This is a genomic window from Providencia xihuensis (assembly GCF_041953405.1).
In the GTDB taxonomy this organism is placed as follows: Bacteria; Pseudomonadota; Gammaproteobacteria; order Enterobacterales; family Enterobacteriaceae; genus Providencia; species Providencia vermicola.
Map to the genome: position 1 here is coordinate 3,127,892 of NZ_CP169565.1, position 16,881 is coordinate 3,144,772.

Below are 16,881 nucleotides of genomic sequence, written 5' to 3' on the forward strand. Positions count from 1 at the left end.
TTGCTCAGCGAATTTCATTTTGGCATTATTAACGCTAATTTTCGTTGTCTTATGTAGCAAATTTGCCAGACTCATACCGAGTATTGGCAGTGGTTAGTCCCCTAAATATAGGCTTGATTATGTTATTTTTCTTAAAGAAGTACATTGGCTCACTTTTGATGCCATTGCCACTATTGCTCATCATTGGGGCTATCGGGCTGCTTTTACTGTGGTTTACTCGCTGGCAAAAATGGGGGAAAAGCTTAACAACCGCGAGCTTAGTGTTAATAGCGCTACTTGGTTTACAACCCGTTTCAGATAGCTTGCTCGCCCCTATTGAGGGTAAATACAATAAACGCTATGAATTAATCACAGAAAACCCACCAAATGATATCAAGTACATCGTAGTCTTAGGCGGTGGTTTTACCTATAACCCTGATTGGAGCCCAAGCGCCAATTTATTAAATAACAGCCTGCCAAGGGTCACCGAAGGCGTGCGTTTATATCTTAAACACCCTGGGAGCAAACTGATATTCACAGGCGGAAAAGCCAACAGCACGATGAGCAGTGCCGAAGTTGCAGCTAACGTAGCACAGTCATTGGGTGTTCCTGAGTCAGATACAATCCCACTCACTGACCCCAAAGATACACAAGAAGAGGCTTACGAGGTTGAGAAAATCATTGGTAAAGCGCCATTTTTACTTGTGACATCCGCTAACCATCTGCCAAGGGCTATTACAATGTTCACCGATAGAGGTATGCAGCCTTATCCAGCCCCTGCAAATCAATTAGCCATTAGCAGTGGTATTAATCCATGGGAAAAATATATTCCTTCATCCTATTACTTCAGCCATAGCGAGCGAGCTTGGTACGAGTTTATTGGCACGATTTGGTGGCATATAAAGCCTGACAATACTCAAGCCTTGGAAGAATCACTCAGCACACCTGAGTTAGTTGTTTCCGAATAAAAACAAAAAGGCGTAACTCATTAAGGTTACGCCTTTTTTATCGCATCATGCCATTGGTAAAAGCGAATAAATACCTATGATAAGAATTGTTTTCTCACCAACTCTAGGTCTTCTGGTGTATCAACACCTGCCCCCGGTGTCACTTTTGCAACGTCCACATGAATTTTTTCGCCATACCAAAGCACTCTAAGTTGCTCAAGCATTTCGATTTTCTCTAGCGGGCTCGCTTCCCAATGAATATAACGGCGAATAAAGCCTGCACGATAAGCATAGATACCAATATGGCGTAAGAAAAAATCACCTATCGAATCATGGTTTTTCGCAAAATTGTCTCTATCCCAAGGGATCGTTGCACGGGAAAAGTACAATGCATACCCTTCATGATCTGTCACCACTTTCACTGCATTTGGGTTGAAAGCTTCATGTGCATCATGAATTGGTACAGCTAGAGTGCCCATATTCGCTTTACTGCCTTGAAGGTTATGAGCAACTTGGCTAATAATTTCAGGCGGAATTAACGGCTCATCACCCTGTACATTCACAATGATTTCATCATCAGAGAAGCCATATGTATCAATAACTTCAGCTAATCTTTCTGTACCTGATTGGTGATCAGGGTTAGTCATACACGCTTCGCCACCCGCAGCAATGACCGCATTCGCCACATCTTGGTGGTCTGTTGCGACAATCACTCGGTCTGCACCTGATTTAATGGCTTGCTCCATCACTCGAACAACCATCGGTTTACCATGGATATCAGCCAGCGGCTTGCCAGGTAAACGGGTTGATGCATAACGCGCAGGAATAATAACCGTAAACATGGCGATTATTGTCCTTCATCTAATGAGACTTGGCGCGCTTCGTTTTCGAGTAAAACGGGGATGCCATCTCGAATGGGATAGGCCAGATGATCAAACTTACAGATAAGTTCGAGGTGTTCTTTGTTGTAACTTAATTTGCCATGGCAAACAGGGCAGGCAATGATTTCAAGTAAACGGTGATCCATGTTTTCTCCCGAATGGATTTGACTCACTTAGAGTCAGGATATCACATGCAGATATCACCGTTAACTTTAATCTTTCTGATTAAGATCGCCTGCGAAGATGAGAGGATGAAAGCAGGAGAAATTGTGCTGTTTTTATTTAGTAAGCAATAACGTCAGCAGCCGTTATGCCATCGGAACTACGAGTTAAGGAAAACTCAACGTTTTGACCTTCAAACAATGATTTAATTTTTTTATTAGCAATTGATTTTGTTGTCACAAATACATCATCTCCACCATTAAAAGGTGAAATAAAACCGTAACCTTCTTTTGCGTCAAACCATTTAACTCGACCCATATGTAATTGAAAATTCATATTAAAACTCCTTTTGTTCTAAGAACAATACCTTTTTATTTTTGTATCATTACTCTTTCTTGCTTCCCATTTATATATTGCCGATCTATTAATACATTAAAGAGTAATTAAACTTTTACCAATTCATGCACTAAATTATTGTGCATCTTTTATAACGCCCGTAAATGTAAATTTCAGGCACCACGCATCTACTGTGAAGTTAACAGTCTATTTTGACATTATGATGACAAAACTAAGTAACAACGATTTAACAGCGTTGATGTGCGAGGATATGAAGACTAACTAAAGAACGGAGCGTGAAATTAAGCTAGTATAAAATCCAATTATTACTGTATTGTATCTAGATACATAATAATTAGACCTATATCACAGTGGCGATATTATTATCATAGTGAAGTGTTAGTGGCAAGCATTTTTGTTATTTGTGATAAGTTTTTTTATTTCACTTAGGATTTTTTGCTCACCATTGGATGATAATTGCGCCTTTACAGGTAAAAACCACCAATTTGGCTGTGCAAATGAGCGGCATTTAATGGCATCTTTTTCAGTCATCAGTAAGCTTTGGGTAGGTTTAACAAGAGCAGCAAGTTGTTTTTGCTCATAATCTTGGTGGTCAGCAAAAGCGTGGGTATTCATCAACGTAAGCCCTTTATGCTCTAAAGAGGCAAAAAAACGAGGCGGATGCCCAATTCCAGCCATTGCAACTACTGATTGAAGCTGGGTAACAGGCTGATTTTCTGAAGTCACAATATTAACCGCAGTGTCACCTTCTAGGGTCATCAATACTTCACGCCCCTCTGGCTGCCCACCATTGACAATTAATGCATTCACACTATTTAAACGCCCCGCTCGTTCTCTCATGGGCCCAGCAGGTAGCCACCACCCATTACCGAAACGACGCTGACCATCAATCACAACGATTTCATAATCACGTTGCAATGCATAATGCTGCAAACCATCATCAGTGATGACCACATCCAATTCGTGCACGGCCAGAAGTGCTTTGACTGCATCACTACGTTTAGGGGCTACTGCAACGGGGGCTTTAGTACGATGGTAAATTAGAACAGGCTCATCACCAGCAGCTGTTGTTGACGTATTTTCATCAAGAACAAGTGGGTAACTCTCTGCTTTTCCACCATAACCGCGAGACACCACCCCCACTCGATAGCCTTCTTTTACCAGCGACTCAACCAACCAGATTACCACTGGCGTTTTGCCATTACCTCCAGCTGTGAGGTTTCCCACCACAACCACAGGTATTGGTGCTTTCCAAGAGCGACTTAGTCCGACTTTATAAGCTGAATGGCGTATTATTGCTATCAATCCATAAAGAAAAGATAACGGCAATAGTAATACATACAGCCATGATTTACCGGACCAAATACGTTCTATCATTGTTTAAATTGAATACTATGTAATTGAGAATAAGCCCCATTTTGCGCTAGCAACGATGTATGTGTTCCACGCTCAATGATATGACCATCTTGTACAACTAAAATTTCATCTGCATTTTCAATTGTTGATAACCGGTGCGCTATTACCAATGATGTTCTATTTTTCTGTAACTCATCAAGTGCAGCTTGGATTGCACGTTCTGATTCAGTATCAAGTGCTGATGTCGCCTCATCAAGGATCAAAATTGGTGCATCACGTAATAAAGCACGTGCAATTGCAATACGCTGGCGTTGTCCACCTGAAAGCATGACACCGTTTTCACCAATAACGGTATCTAACCCTTTATCAAGCTTAGCAATAAAGTCCATGGCATAAGCCATTTCAGCCGCTTTTTCAATTTGCTCACGGCTATAGCTTCCATCCGTTGCATAAGCAATATTATTCGCTATCGTATCGTTAAAAAGGTAAACATGTTGCGATACAAGAGCAACTTGGCTACGCAATGATGACAGTGTGTAATCACGAATATCATGGCCATCAATTTGGATAGAACCTTTATCAATGTCATAAAAGCGCGTGATTAGGTTGGCAATTGTCGATTTACCAGAGCCTGAACGTCCAACTAACGCAACGGATTTTCCTGCTGGCAAAGTAAAAGAAATATCATCTAATGCAGGATGATCTTTTGTTGCATAAGTAAAAGTTACATTCTCAAATTTGATATTACCCTTCACATCCTTGAGAACTTTAGTCCCTTCATCTTTTTCTTGTTCGGAATCTAAGATAGCAAACAACGTTTGGCAAGCCGCCATTCCACGCTGAAATTGCGCGTTGACGTTCGTTAATGATTTTAACGGGCGCATCAATGCAAACATAGATGAGAAAACAACGGCAATAGTACCAGAGGTGAGTTCATCGCGAATATCAGGAAAACTTGCTGCATACAAAACGAATGCAAGGGCAAATGAGGCAATCAGCTGCACAATGGGGTCTGAAATTGCCGACGCGGTCACCATCTTCATATTTTGGCGGCGCATATTATTACTAACTTTATAAAAACGCTCAGTTTCAACTTTTTGGCCACCAAAAATTAAAACTTCTTTGTGTCCTTTTAGCATTTGTTCCGCACTTGCAGTGACATGCCCCATACCTGTTTGCATATTTTTACTGATCTTACGAAAACGCTTAGAAACAATTCGGATAGTAATGGACACGATAGGCGCGATAACAATCAAAATGAGTGATAATTGCCAGCTATAGTAAAACATCATCGTAAATAAGCCGATGATATAAGCACTTTCACGGATAATTGTAATTAATGCACCTGAAGATGACGACGCAACCTGTTCTGAATCATAGGTAATTCGAGATAAAAGCGTTCCCGTGGATTGTTGGTCGAAAAAACTCACTGGCATTCCCATCATATGGCCAAAAAGTTTACGGCGCATATTCATCACAACTTTACCTGCAACCCAAGAAACACAATAAGTTGAGACAAAACTAGAACCACCACGGACAACCATTAAACCTAATACGGCGAGTGGGAGCCATTTTAATACATCGTTATCGGCTTTATCGAAACCTTCATCCAATAAAGGTTTTAATAACGAAATCATAAACGCATCGCCAGCAGCGTTTATAATAAGAGCAATTGCTGCAACAATTAAGCCCGCTTTAAAAGGCGCAATAATCGGCCATAAGCGGCGAAAAGTTTGTTTTGTCGAAAGGTCTTTATCATTCATACTTTTAATTACCAGACTTAATGTAAGCGCACTATTCTACTCGGGAAACAGCGGTAAGCCAAACCACAGATGATACCAACGCGGAGAAATTTCATCGCGGTAGCTACGTGCACTGATATTTTCTTTGTTAAACCATAATGTTAACTGCCCTTTCTCTGCAGTATTTAACCAATGGATATTATTTTTTTTGTACCTTTGATAGACCTTTTCCGACGGAATTTTCCATGCGCTATACCTTGCCGATGAAACGAGAACCATTTCAGGTTGAACATTTCTTAACAATAAGTTAGTTGATGATGTTTGGCTTCCATGATGAGGCGCAAACAAAATAGAAGAATGGAGGCTATGTTTATAAGTTTCAACTAATTTTTCTTCTCCCTTCTTTTCAATATCTCCAGTCAATAAGATTTTATGGTATCCATCTGTAAACTGTATAACACATGAATCATTATTATGAGAAATAGCGGATAATTTTTCTGGCCACAAAACTTCAAACATCAACTTTCCCCATTGCCATTTTTGTCCTTTAACGCAAGGTAGATTCATCATCTTTTTAAACTTATTCGATTTCTTTTGCTTAGATTTAGCTAAATGAATTCCAAAACTACTTCGTAAATTCAACCACGGATATTCCTTAATTAAGTCACTGACCCCTCCAGTATGATCCAAATGATTGTGGCTTAAAATAATTCCCATCGGTATTATATTTCTTTGTTTTAAAAAAGGAATTATTTGCCTTTTGGCATTGCTATGCCCTTTCCAAGAGTTTCCAGTATCATATAGGTAAGCTAAATTATTTTGCTCAATAATAACAGCTAAGCCATGCCCAATATCGAGTAATGTCATACTCCAGTCATGCACTGGCTTTTTATCGTTGCTCCGCTCTACTAAAATCAAAACCACAATGCACCCAATAAGAGAAAAATACGTTTTATACCACCTAAATAGGCATATTAGCGCTATAGACCAGCAAATAAATAATAGGTAATAGGGTATATGAAAAAGATCTATCCAATAGCGGCTAAAAAAAGGTAGCGGAAGCAATCCAAAATCAATGACTCTATCTATAAAACCAAAAATTAAATTTTGTAATGTTAGATTTGGTATTAAAAAAATAGCCAATATTGCGGGTACTACTCCCCAAGATATCAATGGAACAAACCATAAATTGGCAAATATGCTCATGACATTAACACCATTAAATACAATTACTTGCATTGGTATTAATAAAATCAATAACCCAACCTGTAAATGTACTAAACCTATGACTTTGCCAATAACTTTCGTTTGAATTAGATGTGCAGGTAATGGAAAAACGGTCAACCAATACAAAATAGCTAAAACAGCAAAACTCGATAACCAAAAGCTATCTGATAAAATAGCAAGTGGGTCAAATAGTAAAATGCCTGCAATACTCCAAAGTGCCCACTGCCAAGAAAAGAATAATGATGGGCTGTTTCGAATATAGACCCATAAAATCAGTGAAAACAATGCCCTAGTCGCTGGAATTGCAAAGCCAGAGACCCATGAATACAAAAATGCTAATACTAATCCCAATACAATAGGGAGAACCTGATTCATAAAACGAATGGGAAGCACATATTGTATGCCTCTGGCTATAAGAATCCCTAAATAGTAAGCCAACCCAATATGCAAGCCTGAAATCGCCATTAAATGAGTTAAACCAGTCTGCTGTAATAAACGCGAGTGTTTTTCAGACAATAATGTTCTTTCTCCAAACATTAATCCATAAATAATCCCTACATTTCTTAAGACACTAAGTGGCTCTATAAAATTATTGATTATTTTTTGCCTTATGGAGCATTCAGGATCCAATACCATATTTTCTTTATTCTTTAGTATACCAACAACCCGTTGCGCTAATTGATGCCGTTGTTGATCGAAACTACCTTCATTCAAAGAGTTATGTAAAGGCTTTAGTTTGCTATTAATTCGCCATGATTGCCCTGCACATATAATTTCTTTACTTTTCCATATTGCATAAAGCGGTGGGTAAATTACTTTATTATTAACCTTATCAATTTTAACTTTTAGTTTTTGTTCTTTATTTTCAGTTGATAAGCTGGTGACTGTTATGTCCAGATAATGATATCTTTCAGATAAAAAATTTATATTACTATTTATATTATTACCATGCCAATTTCCCCATAGAAAGAAAACCATTACTAACAAAACTAATTTTAGGGTTTTATTTACAAAACGTATAAATAATAAAAAAACAGAAGAAAACAAAATAAAAATTGAATCATCAATATTTAAAAGATTAGGTATAAATAACAAAGGTAATACCCCACCGATAACAGCGAATGATACCAATGTTAAGGATAATTTTGTGTCTTTATATTTCCATATCCTATTATTGTTTTGAAAGTTTTTCATTGTAATTTTATTTTTTATCTATTTTTAAACCTTATACCTAACTTAGCCTTTATTGGTTTAACTTTTAATTCATAAATACAACGTTAGAACGAACTTCCCAAAAGCATTTAATAAAGAATATTAATTACAAAATTTTTGCGAAGCGCTTCGCAGTCATACGTAGTTAAATACTATTTTTGTTTTCATACGATTATTTTCGCTTATTCTAAAAATAGTGTTGGTGTTGGTGTTGGTGTTGGTGTTGGTGTTGGTGTTGGTGTTGGTGTTGGTGTTGGTGTTGGTGTTGGTGTTGGTGTTGGTGTTGGTGTTGGTGTTGGTGTTGGTGTTGGTGTTGGTGTTGGTGTTGGTGTTGGTGTTGGTGTTGGTGTTGGTGTTGGTGTTGGTGTTGGTGTTGGTGTTGGTGTTGGTGTTGGTGTTGGTGTTGGTGTTGGTGTTGGTGTTGGTGTTGGTGTGGTGTTGGTGTTGGTGTTGGTGTTGTTGTGTTGGTGTTGGTGTTGGTGTTGGTGTTGGTGTTGGTGTTGGTGTTGGTGTTGGTGTTGGTGTTGGTGTTGGTGTTGGTGTTGGTGTTGGTGTTGGTGTTGGTGTTGGTGTTGGTGTTGGTGTTGGTCAGGATATAAAAAAACAGCGCCATGTTAAACACAAGCGCTGTTTGATGTAATAATTAAGATTTACAGTCTATTATTGACCGTAAATATTTACACGATCACGCAACTCTTTACCTGGCTTGAAGTGGGGAACATATTTACCTTCCAGTTCCACTTTGTCACCTGTTTTTGGGTTACGGCCAACTCGTGGTGCACGGTAGTGAAGAGAAAAACTGCCGAAACCACGGACTTCAATACGCTCACCGCTAGCTAACGTATCAGCCATATGCTCAAGAATTTCCTTTACAGCTTCCTCAACGGTTTTTGCTGAAAGATGAGATTGCTGGCTAGCCAGTCTTTCAATTAACTCAGACTTGGTCATAGTACCTCCCTAAACTACCGCTACAAAGGGGCAACATTACCGTTGCCCCCACTTAATTATTCGCCTTTAGCTGCTTTGAAAGCTTCAGCCATAGCGTTGTTGCCGAATGCTGTATCTTCTTGCTTGTTCACAGCTGCAACAGCGTCTTTCTCATCAGCTTCGTCTTTAGCGCGAACAGACAGGTTGATTACACGGTTTTTACGATCAACACCAGTGTATTTAGCTTCAACATCATCACCAACGTTCAGAACCAGAGTTGCATCTTCAACACGGTCACGTGAAGCTTCTGATGCACGCAGGTAACCTTCAACGCCCAGAGTCAGCTCAACAGTTGCACCTTTAGCATCAACCGCGATAACTTTACCAGTTACGATTGCGCCTTTCTTAGTTGCTGCTAAGTAGTTATTGAATGGATCTTCAGCTAACTGTTTAACACCTAAAGAAATACGCTCACGCTCTGCGTCGACTTGCAGAACAACAGCTGCGATTTCGTCACCTTTTTTGTATTCACGAACTGCTTCTTCGCCTGCAACGTTCCAGGAGATGTCAGACAGGTGAACCAGGCCATCGATGCCGCCGTCCAGTCCGATGAAGATACCGAAGTCAGTAATAGACTTGATTTTACCTTCAACGCGGTCGCCTTTGTTGTGAGTTTCTGCAAATTGCTGCCATGGGTTAGATTTGCATTGTTTCAGGCCCAGTGAGATACGACGACGTTCTTCATCGATATCCAGAACCATAACTTCAACAACATCACCAACGTTAACAACTTTAGATGGGTGGATGTTTTTATTAGTCCAATCCATTTCTGAAACGTGAACCAGACCTTCAACGCCTTCTTCGATTTCAACGAAGCAACCGTAGTCAGTTAGGTTAGTAACGCGACCAGTCAGTTTAGTACCTTCTGGGTAACGTTTAGCGATTGCGACCCAAGGATCTTCGCCCAGTTGTTTCAGACCCAGAGAAACACGAGTGCGCTCACGGTCGAATTTCAGAACTTTAACATTGATTTCATCACCAACGTTGACGATTTCGCTTGGGTGTTTAACACGTTTCCAAGCCATGTCAGTGATATGCAGCAGGCCGTCAACACCGCCCAGATCAACGAATGCACCATAGTCAGTAAGGTTCTTAACGATACCTTTAACTTCCATGCCTTCTTGCAGGTTTTCCAGCAGTTGATCGCGCTCAGCGCTGCTTTCAGATTCAATTACAGCACGACGAGAAACAACAACGTTGTTGCGTTTCTGATCCAGCTTGATTACTTTGAACTCAAGCTCTTTGCCTTCCAAGTGAGTAGTATCACGAACTGGGCGTACATCTACCAGTGAACCTGGTAAGAACGCACGAATGCCATTCAGTTCAACAGTGAAACCACCTTTAACTTTACCGTTGATAACACCAGTTACAGTTTCAGCTTCTTCGTAAGCTTTTTCCAGCATCAGCCATGCTTCATGACGTTTCGCTTTCTCACGAGACAGGATAGTTTCACCGAAACCATCTTCTACTGCATCCAGAGCCACATCGATTTCGTCGCCAACTTGGATTTCTAGCTCACCCTGAGCATTTTTGAACTGTTCTACTGGGATAGCAGATTCTGATTTAAGACCTGCGTCAACCAGGACTACGTCTTTGTCGATGGCAACAACAGTACCACGGACGATAGAACCAGGACGAGTTTCAATATTCTGCAGGGATTCTTCAAAGAGTTGAGCAAAAGATTCAGTCATATTAATGATCTTCAAGAGTTTTTAATTAACGTCCACTTAGCTTCCCGCCAAATGGGGTTGTTTCACATACCCGACAACGTTCCATGTCGTAAGGTTAATGCTATGCTAATAAAATAACCAACATAGCGGTAAGTGCGTATATTATCTAATTATAAGCTAAAATAAAGCCTATTATCACGATAATTGTAGAATTTTTTTTGCGTAGGTGCGTGCTTTTTCAATAACTTCCTCAATAGACATACTTGTGGAATCCAGCACTAATGCGTCTTTCGCGGCAACAAGAGGCGCAACGGAACGGTTACGATCACGAAAATCACGCTCCTCTATTTCGCTTAAAAGACGTTCAAAATTAACATCAAAGCCCTTTTCTTGCAACTGCTTCATGCGCCGATGTGCGCGTTCTTCCGCTGAGGCGTCAAGGAAAATTTTCACTGGTGCGTCAGGAAACACAACAGTTCCCATGTCACGACCATCTGCAATTAAACCTGGCATCGTGCGAAATGCGCGCTGACGTCTTAATAATGCTTCTCTAACACGAGGAAATGTCGCGGTTTGTGAGGCTGTATTACCAACAGTTTCTGTTCTGATCTGATTGGAAACGTCTTCCCCTTCTAAGATCACTTTTAATACATTTTCTTCAGGAACAAAACGAACATCTAAATTTGCAGCCAAAGGCACTAATGCATCTTCTGATTGGATATCTACATGATGATGCAGTGCAGCCAATGCCAGTACACGGTAAATTGCACCTGAGTCTAAAAGTTGCCATCCAAAATCATTTGCCAATGCTTGGCAAAGGGTGCCTTTACCTGCTCCGCTAGGTCCATCAACCGTGATTACAGGGGCGATTGCCACCATAAAAAATCTCCTTTCCTGCAAATAGCCTCGGCTACCTACAATTGAATTCAGTGAAGGTATTATACCAATTCATCAATTTTGTGAAATAAGCAGGTTCTGATGATTGCAATAAATTAAGAGAAAGTTGATTTCTATGCGGAATGAAAAAGGTTGATATTTAGACTTTGCTATCAACCCTTTTCATCGGATGATTAACTTAATCGAGCTAACTGTTCAAAATAGTCGGGGAAAGTTTTTGCTGTACAACCTGGATCTAAGATAGTTACTGCTGTATCTGAGAGTGCAACTAAAGAAAAGCACATCGCAATACGATGGTCATTATACGTTTCAATTTCAGCATGCTGTAATTTTTTCGGCGGTATCACTCGAATATAATCGTGCCCTTCTTCTACTTCTGCACCCACTTTACGTAGCTCAGTTGCCATCGCATATAACCGGTCAGTTTCTTTTACACGCCAATTATAAATATTGCGAATAACCGTTTCACCTTCGGCAAATAATGCAACAGTACCAATTGTCATTGCGGCATCAGGGATAGCATTCATGTCCATGTCAATCCCTGTTAATGTTCCACGTTCACATTCAACAAAATCATCCCCCCAGCGAATGGTTGCACCCATTTTTTCAAGCACGTTTGCAAACTTAGTGTCACCTTGCAAACTGTTACGGCCAATACCTGTGACGCGTACAGTGCCGCCTTTAATCGCCGCTGCCGCTAAGAAATAAGAAGCAGAAGATGCATCACCTTCGACCAAATATTCACCTGGTGATTGATATTGTTGCTGGCCTTTAATGATAAAGTTCTGGTATTGATTATTTTCGACTTCAACACCAAAGGTTTTCATCAACGCTAATGTTATATCAATATACGGCTTAGAGACTAACTCTCCAATAATTGAAATGGTCGTGTCTTGCTCAGATCGAGGGGCTGCCATTAATAACGCAGTTAAAAACTGGCTTGATACTGAGCCATCAACCGAAATTTCCCCACCGACAAAACCACCTTTCAGGCGAATTGGGGGGTAATTTTCTTGCTCTAAATATTCAATGACAGCACCACCTTCTCTTAGCGAATCCACTAAGTGACCAATTGGGCGCTCTTTCATACGAGGTTCGCCTGTGAGCACAATGTCATTGTGGCTCAATGACAAAGCAGCGGTTAGTGGGCGCATTGCTGTTCCCGCATTTCCTAAAAATATTTCTAGCACATCAGGGTGAGATAAATTCCCCCCCAAACCTTCCACTCGACAACGTGTTTTATCTTCAGAAAGTTGATAATTCACACCTAGCAAGCTTAATGCATTCAGCATATGGCGAATATCATCACTGTCTAATAAGTTAGTGAGTGTGGTCGTTCCTTTGGCCATGGCAGCTAATAACAGTGCACGATTTGAGACACTTTTTGACCCTGGCAAGTTGATGGTGCCGTTAATTGAAGAGATAGGTTGTAATGTCAGGGATTGCATAAAAAGCAGTTTCTCCAGTGAAGTTGGCAAGTAAATAAAATTTGACCCTATTTTCTTTTTAATCGAATCGTGAGGGCACAAATAACCGACTGAACATCCTATTTCAGTCGGTAAATCTCATTATTGAGCGTGATGGCGTTCGAAATCAGCCATAAAATCAACCAATGCCTGCACACCATCTAATGGCATCGCATTATAGATAGACGCACGCATACCACCAGCCACTTTATGGCCTTTTAGTGAAAGTAGCCCTTGGTCTTTTGCCTCTTCGATAAATTTGGCATCTAACGCAGGGTTTTGCATTTGGAATGGTATGTTCATCCAAGAACGGTTTTCTACCGCAACGCGGTTGATATAAAACTGGCTATCATCAATCGCATTATAGAGTAACTGTGATTTTTCATAATTGCGTTTTGCCATTTCTTGCAAACCGCCTTGCGCTTTCAGCCATTTGAAAACCATACCCGCTAAATACCACGCAAATGTTGGTGGGGTATTAAACATCGAATCGTGCTTTGCTAATACTGTGTAATCAAATACTGACGGCGTTTGCGGTGATGCTTTACCTAATAAATCTTCACGAATAATGACAATAGTTAGCCCCGCAGGCCCAATATTTTTTTGAGCGCCTGCGTAAATCACGCCATATCGACTAACGTCGATAGGTTTAGAAAGGATGGAAGATGAGTAATCCGCAACGATAATTTTATCTTCGGGGAAATCAGGTTCTTCATGGATTGCTAAGCCACCAATCGTTTCATTAGGACAATAATGTACATAGGCCGCATCATCACTTAAAGGCCACTCGCTCATAGGTTTTAAGCTTGCAACGCCATCTTTTTCTTCTGTAATGTTGATGACGTTCGGCTTGCAGTATTTTTCAGCTTCTTTCGCTGCTGATTCTGACCAATAACCACTAACAATATAATCTGCAGTTGTTTTGCCCCCTAATAAATTCATTGGCAAAGTAGCAAAATGAGCGCGGGCTCCACCATGACAGAATAGTACTTTATAGTTATCTGGAATATTTAATAAGTCACGTAAGTTTTGTTCTGCTTCGGACGCCACTTCAATAAAGTCTTTTCCACGATGGCTGACTTCCATTACCGAAACACCTAAGCCTTTCCAATTACAAAATTCTTGTTCAGCACGACGCATCACTTCGACAGGTAGCATTGCTGGACCTGCACTGAAATTATAAACCTGACTCATTGACCTCACCCTATCTTCAATTATCGTTAGCAAAATTCACACAGATGCTTAAAGTTGTACCATTGTGAGCCTTTAGCTGCAACGGTTATTGTCGCGCGATAATGAAAAGTTATAGGGGAATTTGGGGCAGAATAAAGAAAAGAATTTTGTTAATCTCGTCACACTCTCAACAACCCTAATTTTATGAAGAAATTAACGATAAAAAACAGATAATATCCCGAACTGCTACCGAAAGTAACAATGCGGGATATTCAAACGAAGGGATTGATTAACTGATCACTTTACTCACAATTTCGATGGCTTCCTTTTCAATGAGGCGAAGGTGCTCTTCACCACGGAAACTTTCACAATAAATTTTGTAAGCTTCTTCTGTTCCTGAAGGCCTTGCGGCAAACCAGCCATAATCCGTCATAATTTTTAACCCACCAATGGATGCGCCATTACCTGGAGCCGTCGTTAAGCGCTGGGTAATTTTATCCCCTGCTAACATATCAGCTGCAACCATTTCTGGAGATAATTTACTCAGCTTAGCTTTTTCTTCGTGTGTGGCTTTGGCCTGAATGCGATTATAAATTGGGGCTCCGAATTTCTTGGCCAATTTATTATAACGCTGCTGCGGGTTTTCGCCTGTAACCGCTGTGATTTCAGCTGCTAACAAGCACAGGATAATACCGTCTTTATCTGTTGACCAAGGCGTACCATCGAATTTAAGGAATGATGCACCCGCGCTTTCTTCACCACCAAAACCCAGTTTCCCACTAAATAAGCCATCAACAAACCATTTAAACCCGACAGGCACTTCAACCAGTTCACGACCAATGTCGTTAACAACGCGGTCAATCATCGCACTGGAAACCAGTGTTTTGCCAACAGCGACCTCTTTCCCCCATTGCGGGCGATGTTGAAATAAATAGTCAATCGCAACGGCAAGATAATGATTAGGGTTCATTAGACCATCTGGTGTCACAATGCCGTGTCTGTCATAATCGGGATCATTAGCAAATGCTAAATCAAACTTCTCTTTCATCCCTAATAAGCCCGCCATTGCCCAACTAGATGAGCAATCCATACGGATAACACCATCATGGTCAAGAGGCATAAAACGAAAGGTTTGATCTAATTGGTCATTAACAATCTCGATATCTAGTTGATAATATTCTGCAATTTTTTTCCAATATTCAATGCCTGAGCCGCCTAATGGGTCAACACCTATTTTCAGCCCTGACTTCGCAATTGCCGCCATATCAACAACTTCACCAAGCGCAACCACATAAGGCATGATCAAATCTTGTGCTGTAACGTATTCACTTGCCATTGCAACATCAAAATTTAAACGTTTAACACCAACGAGGTTATCTACCAATAATTGGTTGGCATGTTTTTCAATGACTGATGTTAAATCAGTATCAGCTGGGCCACCATTAGCTGGATTGTATTTGATCCCACCATCTTCTGGTGGATTGTGAGATGGCGTGATGACAATGCCATCCGCTATATCAGTATGAGACTGGTTATAACTTAAAATTGCATGAGAGACCGCAGGTGTTGGCGTAAAGCCGTTATTCTCCTGAACAATCACATGAACTTGATTCGCTGCTAATACCTCAACCACTGTAATGAACGCCGCTTCAGACAATGCATGTGTATCTTTACCAACATAACAAGGCCCCGTAACACCTTGTTGTTTACGTAAATCTGCAATAGCCTGCGCAATTGCTAATATGTGATTTTCATTGAAATTCTTGCGTAACGAACTACCGCGATGGCCAGAAGTACCAAATTTAACGGCGTGTGAAGCATTTCCTGGCTGAGGCTGCTGCGTATAATATTGAGCGGTTAATTGAGCGACATTGATCAAGTCACTTTGAAACGGAAGCTGCCCTGCACGTTCATGTATTGTCACTTGTTTTCTCCCAAAGCACTGATGCTTGGTTATCAACATCAGTGAAATTCAGTTATTAAATTGTATTACTCACTTTTTCAATCACATTGGCTGGAAATTGCATTTCCTGCATGATGGCATCAACCATACTGCGTTTGCGATTCGTGTTTGTATTCGTTATCACCCAGTAAGGCGTACCTGGGATATGACGAGGTTTAGATTGTTTACCTGCAGCAAGCAATGTTTGCTCATCACCCGCAAAATAAACACGAGTACGACCATGCATGAGCTCAGTTGCGCTGGCAAAACGTTTTGCATCTAAACTGTACAGTGTTGATAAAATCAACATAAAGCGGTCGATAGCTTTGCTTTTTTCAGCATAAGCATCAGACAATAATAATTCTCGAACGACTCTAACTGGATTTTGTGCCACCACAGGTGTACTCGCTGCGGGTTCGACCTTAACCACCGGTTGTGCCTGACTAATCTCTTTAACTGGTACTGGCTGCCCGGATTTGAAATTTAACATACGGCGCAAGATATCCGATGCACTTTCACCGATATGCTGTGTATGGCTCGCAATATAGCGGTAAAGCTCTTCATCAACTTCTATCGTTTTCATTTTTTCCCAGTACTTATTTAACTAAAATTTGCGGTGTGATTATAAGACAGTTTTAAAAAAAACAAAACAATTAAAATTTCAATAACTTAAAGTAAACATTCTGCTAAGTTTGATGATATTTCAGTGTGTTATCGTTCTATCGCTTTAGGTCTTTTTAATCCGTAGTCATATTCAATTTTCTGAATTTAACTTCTTACGCCTGCTATTCTATTGACCTAGCCAATGACCTTAATATTTAAGATGCTTATTCGAATATTTGGATTTTCTTTATAGCCATGACATGATAAGTGTCTCACTTCC

The 16,881-nt window shown here is 40.3% G+C and carries 15 protein-coding genes; 2 read left to right on the forward strand and 13 right to left on the reverse strand.

Annotated elements, in window-relative coordinates; genetic code table 11:
* Positions 1-119: 119 nt before the first annotated feature.
* Positions 120-947, forward strand: a complete 828-nt coding sequence (gene elyC / locus ACE2AL_RS14090; protein ID WP_206086648.1) for an envelope biogenesis factor ElyC — start codon at positions 120-122, stop codon at positions 945-947.
* 74 nt (positions 948-1,021) lie between these two features.
* Here the strand turns inward: elyC and kdsB are convergent, their stop codons facing one another.
* The 6 genes from kdsB to ACE2AL_RS14120 form a co-directional block, all read right to left on the reverse strand.
* On the reverse strand, positions 1,022-1,768 hold the full coding sequence (kdsB, locus tag ACE2AL_RS14095; protein WP_206086647.1) for a 3-deoxy-manno-octulosonate cytidylyltransferase: 747 nt from the start codon (positions 1,766-1,768) through the stop codon (positions 1,022-1,024).
* Between the two features lie 5 nt (positions 1,769-1,773).
* Positions 1,774-1,953, reverse strand: a complete 180-nt coding sequence (locus ACE2AL_RS14100; RefSeq protein ID WP_206086646.1) for a Trm112 family protein — start codon at positions 1,951-1,953, stop codon at positions 1,774-1,776.
* A 136-nt stretch (positions 1,954-2,089) separates the two neighbouring features.
* Positions 2,090-2,305, reverse strand: coding sequence for a cold-shock protein (locus ACE2AL_RS14105; RefSeq protein WP_206086645.1), 216 nt, complete (start codon positions 2,303-2,305; stop codon positions 2,090-2,092).
* Positions 2,306-2,704: 399 nt separating this feature from the next.
* Positions 2,705-3,703 (reverse strand): tetraacyldisaccharide 4'-kinase, encoded by a 999-nt coding sequence (lpxK, locus tag ACE2AL_RS14110; RefSeq protein WP_375083621.1) that lies wholly within the window; start codon positions 3,701-3,703, stop codon positions 2,705-2,707.
* Positions 3,700-5,445: a lipid A ABC transporter ATP-binding protein/permease MsbA gene (gene msbA, locus ACE2AL_RS14115; RefSeq protein WP_206086643.1), complete on the reverse strand. Its 1,746-nt coding sequence runs from the start codon at positions 5,443-5,445 to the stop codon at positions 3,700-3,702. Before msbA ends, lpxK begins: the two co-directional genes overlap by 4 nt.
* A gap of 36 nt (positions 5,446-5,481) precedes the next feature.
* Positions 5,482-7,845, reverse strand: coding sequence for a DNA internalization-related competence protein ComEC/Rec2 (locus ACE2AL_RS14120; protein WP_375083622.1), 2,364 nt, complete (start codon positions 7,843-7,845; stop codon positions 5,482-5,484).
* 220 nt (positions 7,846-8,065) lie between these two features.
* Between ACE2AL_RS14120 and ACE2AL_RS14125 the strand changes: the two genes are divergently transcribed.
* On the forward strand, positions 8,066-8,503 hold the full coding sequence (locus ACE2AL_RS14125) for a hypothetical protein (RefSeq protein ID WP_375083623.1): 438 nt from the start codon (positions 8,066-8,068) through the stop codon (positions 8,501-8,503).
* 20 nt (positions 8,504-8,523) lie between these two features.
* Here ACE2AL_RS14125 and ihfB read toward each other — a convergent pair whose 3' ends face one another.
* The 7 genes from ihfB to seqA form a co-directional block, all read right to left on the reverse strand.
* Entirely contained in the window at positions 8,524-8,811 is a 288-nt protein-coding gene (gene ihfB / locus ACE2AL_RS14130; protein ID WP_006813582.1) for an integration host factor subunit beta, read from the reverse strand.
* A gap of 56 nt (positions 8,812-8,867) precedes the next feature.
* Complete coding sequence (gene rpsA / locus ACE2AL_RS14135; protein WP_004909559.1) at positions 8,868-10,541, reverse strand: 30S ribosomal protein S1; 1,674 nt, start codon at positions 10,539-10,541, stop codon at positions 8,868-8,870.
* Positions 10,542-10,715: 174 nt separating this feature from the next.
* Positions 10,716-11,399, reverse strand: a complete 684-nt coding sequence (cmk, locus tag ACE2AL_RS14140; RefSeq protein WP_047756742.1) for a (d)CMP kinase — start codon at positions 11,397-11,399, stop codon at positions 10,716-10,718.
* Positions 11,400-11,590: 191 nt separating this feature from the next.
* On the reverse strand, positions 11,591-12,865 hold the full coding sequence (gene aroA, locus ACE2AL_RS14145) for a 3-phosphoshikimate 1-carboxyvinyltransferase (RefSeq protein WP_375083624.1): 1,275 nt from the start codon (positions 12,863-12,865) through the stop codon (positions 11,591-11,593).
* 120 nt (positions 12,866-12,985) lie between these two features.
* A complete protein-coding gene (gene serC / locus ACE2AL_RS14150; RefSeq protein WP_206086639.1) occupies positions 12,986-14,077 on the reverse strand; it encodes a 3-phosphoserine/phosphohydroxythreonine transaminase in 1,092 nt (363 codons plus the stop codon).
* A 268-nt stretch (positions 14,078-14,345) separates the two neighbouring features.
* The gene (gene pgm / locus ACE2AL_RS14155) at positions 14,346-15,980 is read right to left on the reverse strand and encodes a phosphoglucomutase (alpha-D-glucose-1,6-bisphosphate-dependent) (RefSeq protein WP_206086638.1); all 1,635 of its coding nucleotides are present in this window, start codon (positions 15,978-15,980) and stop codon (positions 14,346-14,348) included.
* A 55-nt stretch (positions 15,981-16,035) separates the two neighbouring features.
* The gene (gene seqA / locus ACE2AL_RS14160) at positions 16,036-16,581 is read right to left on the reverse strand and encodes a replication initiation negative regulator SeqA (protein ID WP_206086637.1); all 546 of its coding nucleotides are present in this window, start codon (positions 16,579-16,581) and stop codon (positions 16,036-16,038) included.
* Between the last annotated feature and the right edge of the window lie 300 nt (positions 16,582-16,881).

Excerpts from the sequence above, each read along its gene's own strand:
- elyC (WP_206086648.1), top strand. The coding sequence starts at position 120 with ATGTTATTTTTCTTAAAGAAGTACATTGGCTCACTTTTGATGCCATTG.
- kdsB (WP_206086647.1), bottom strand. The coding sequence starts at position 1,768 with ATGTTTACGGTTATTATTCCTGCGCGTTATGCATCAACCCGTTTACCT.
- ACE2AL_RS14100 (WP_206086646.1), bottom strand. The coding sequence starts at position 1,953 with ATGGATCACCGTTTACTTGAAATCATTGCCTGCCCTGTTTGCCATGGC.
- ACE2AL_RS14105 (WP_206086645.1), bottom strand. The coding sequence starts at position 2,305 with ATGAATTTTCAATTACATATGGGTCGAGTTAAATGGTTTGACGCAAAA.
- lpxK (WP_375083621.1), bottom strand. The coding sequence starts at position 3,703 with ATGATAGAACGTATTTGGTCCGGTAAATCATGGCTGTATGTATTACTA.
- msbA (WP_206086643.1), bottom strand. The coding sequence starts at position 5,445 with ATGAATGATAAAGACCTTTCGACAAAACAAACTTTTCGCCGCTTATGG.
- ACE2AL_RS14120 (WP_375083622.1), bottom strand. The coding sequence starts at position 7,845 with ATGAAAAACTTTCAAAACAATAATAGGATATGGAAATATAAAGACACA.
- ihfB (WP_006813582.1), bottom strand. The coding sequence starts at position 8,811 with ATGACCAAGTCTGAGTTAATTGAAAGACTGGCTAGCCAGCAATCTCAT.
- rpsA (WP_004909559.1), bottom strand. The coding sequence starts at position 10,541 with ATGACTGAATCTTTTGCTCAACTCTTTGAAGAATCCCTGCAGAATATT.
- cmk (WP_047756742.1), bottom strand. The coding sequence starts at position 11,399 with ATGGTGGCAATCGCCCCTGTAATCACGGTTGATGGACCTAGCGGAGCA.
- aroA (WP_375083624.1), bottom strand. The coding sequence starts at position 12,865 with ATGCAATCCCTGACATTACAACCTATCTCTTCAATTAACGGCACCATC.
- serC (WP_206086639.1), bottom strand. The coding sequence starts at position 14,077 with ATGAGTCAGGTTTATAATTTCAGTGCAGGTCCAGCAATGCTACCTGTC.
- seqA (WP_206086637.1), bottom strand. The coding sequence starts at position 16,581 with ATGAAAACGATAGAAGTTGATGAAGAGCTTTACCGCTATATTGCGAGC.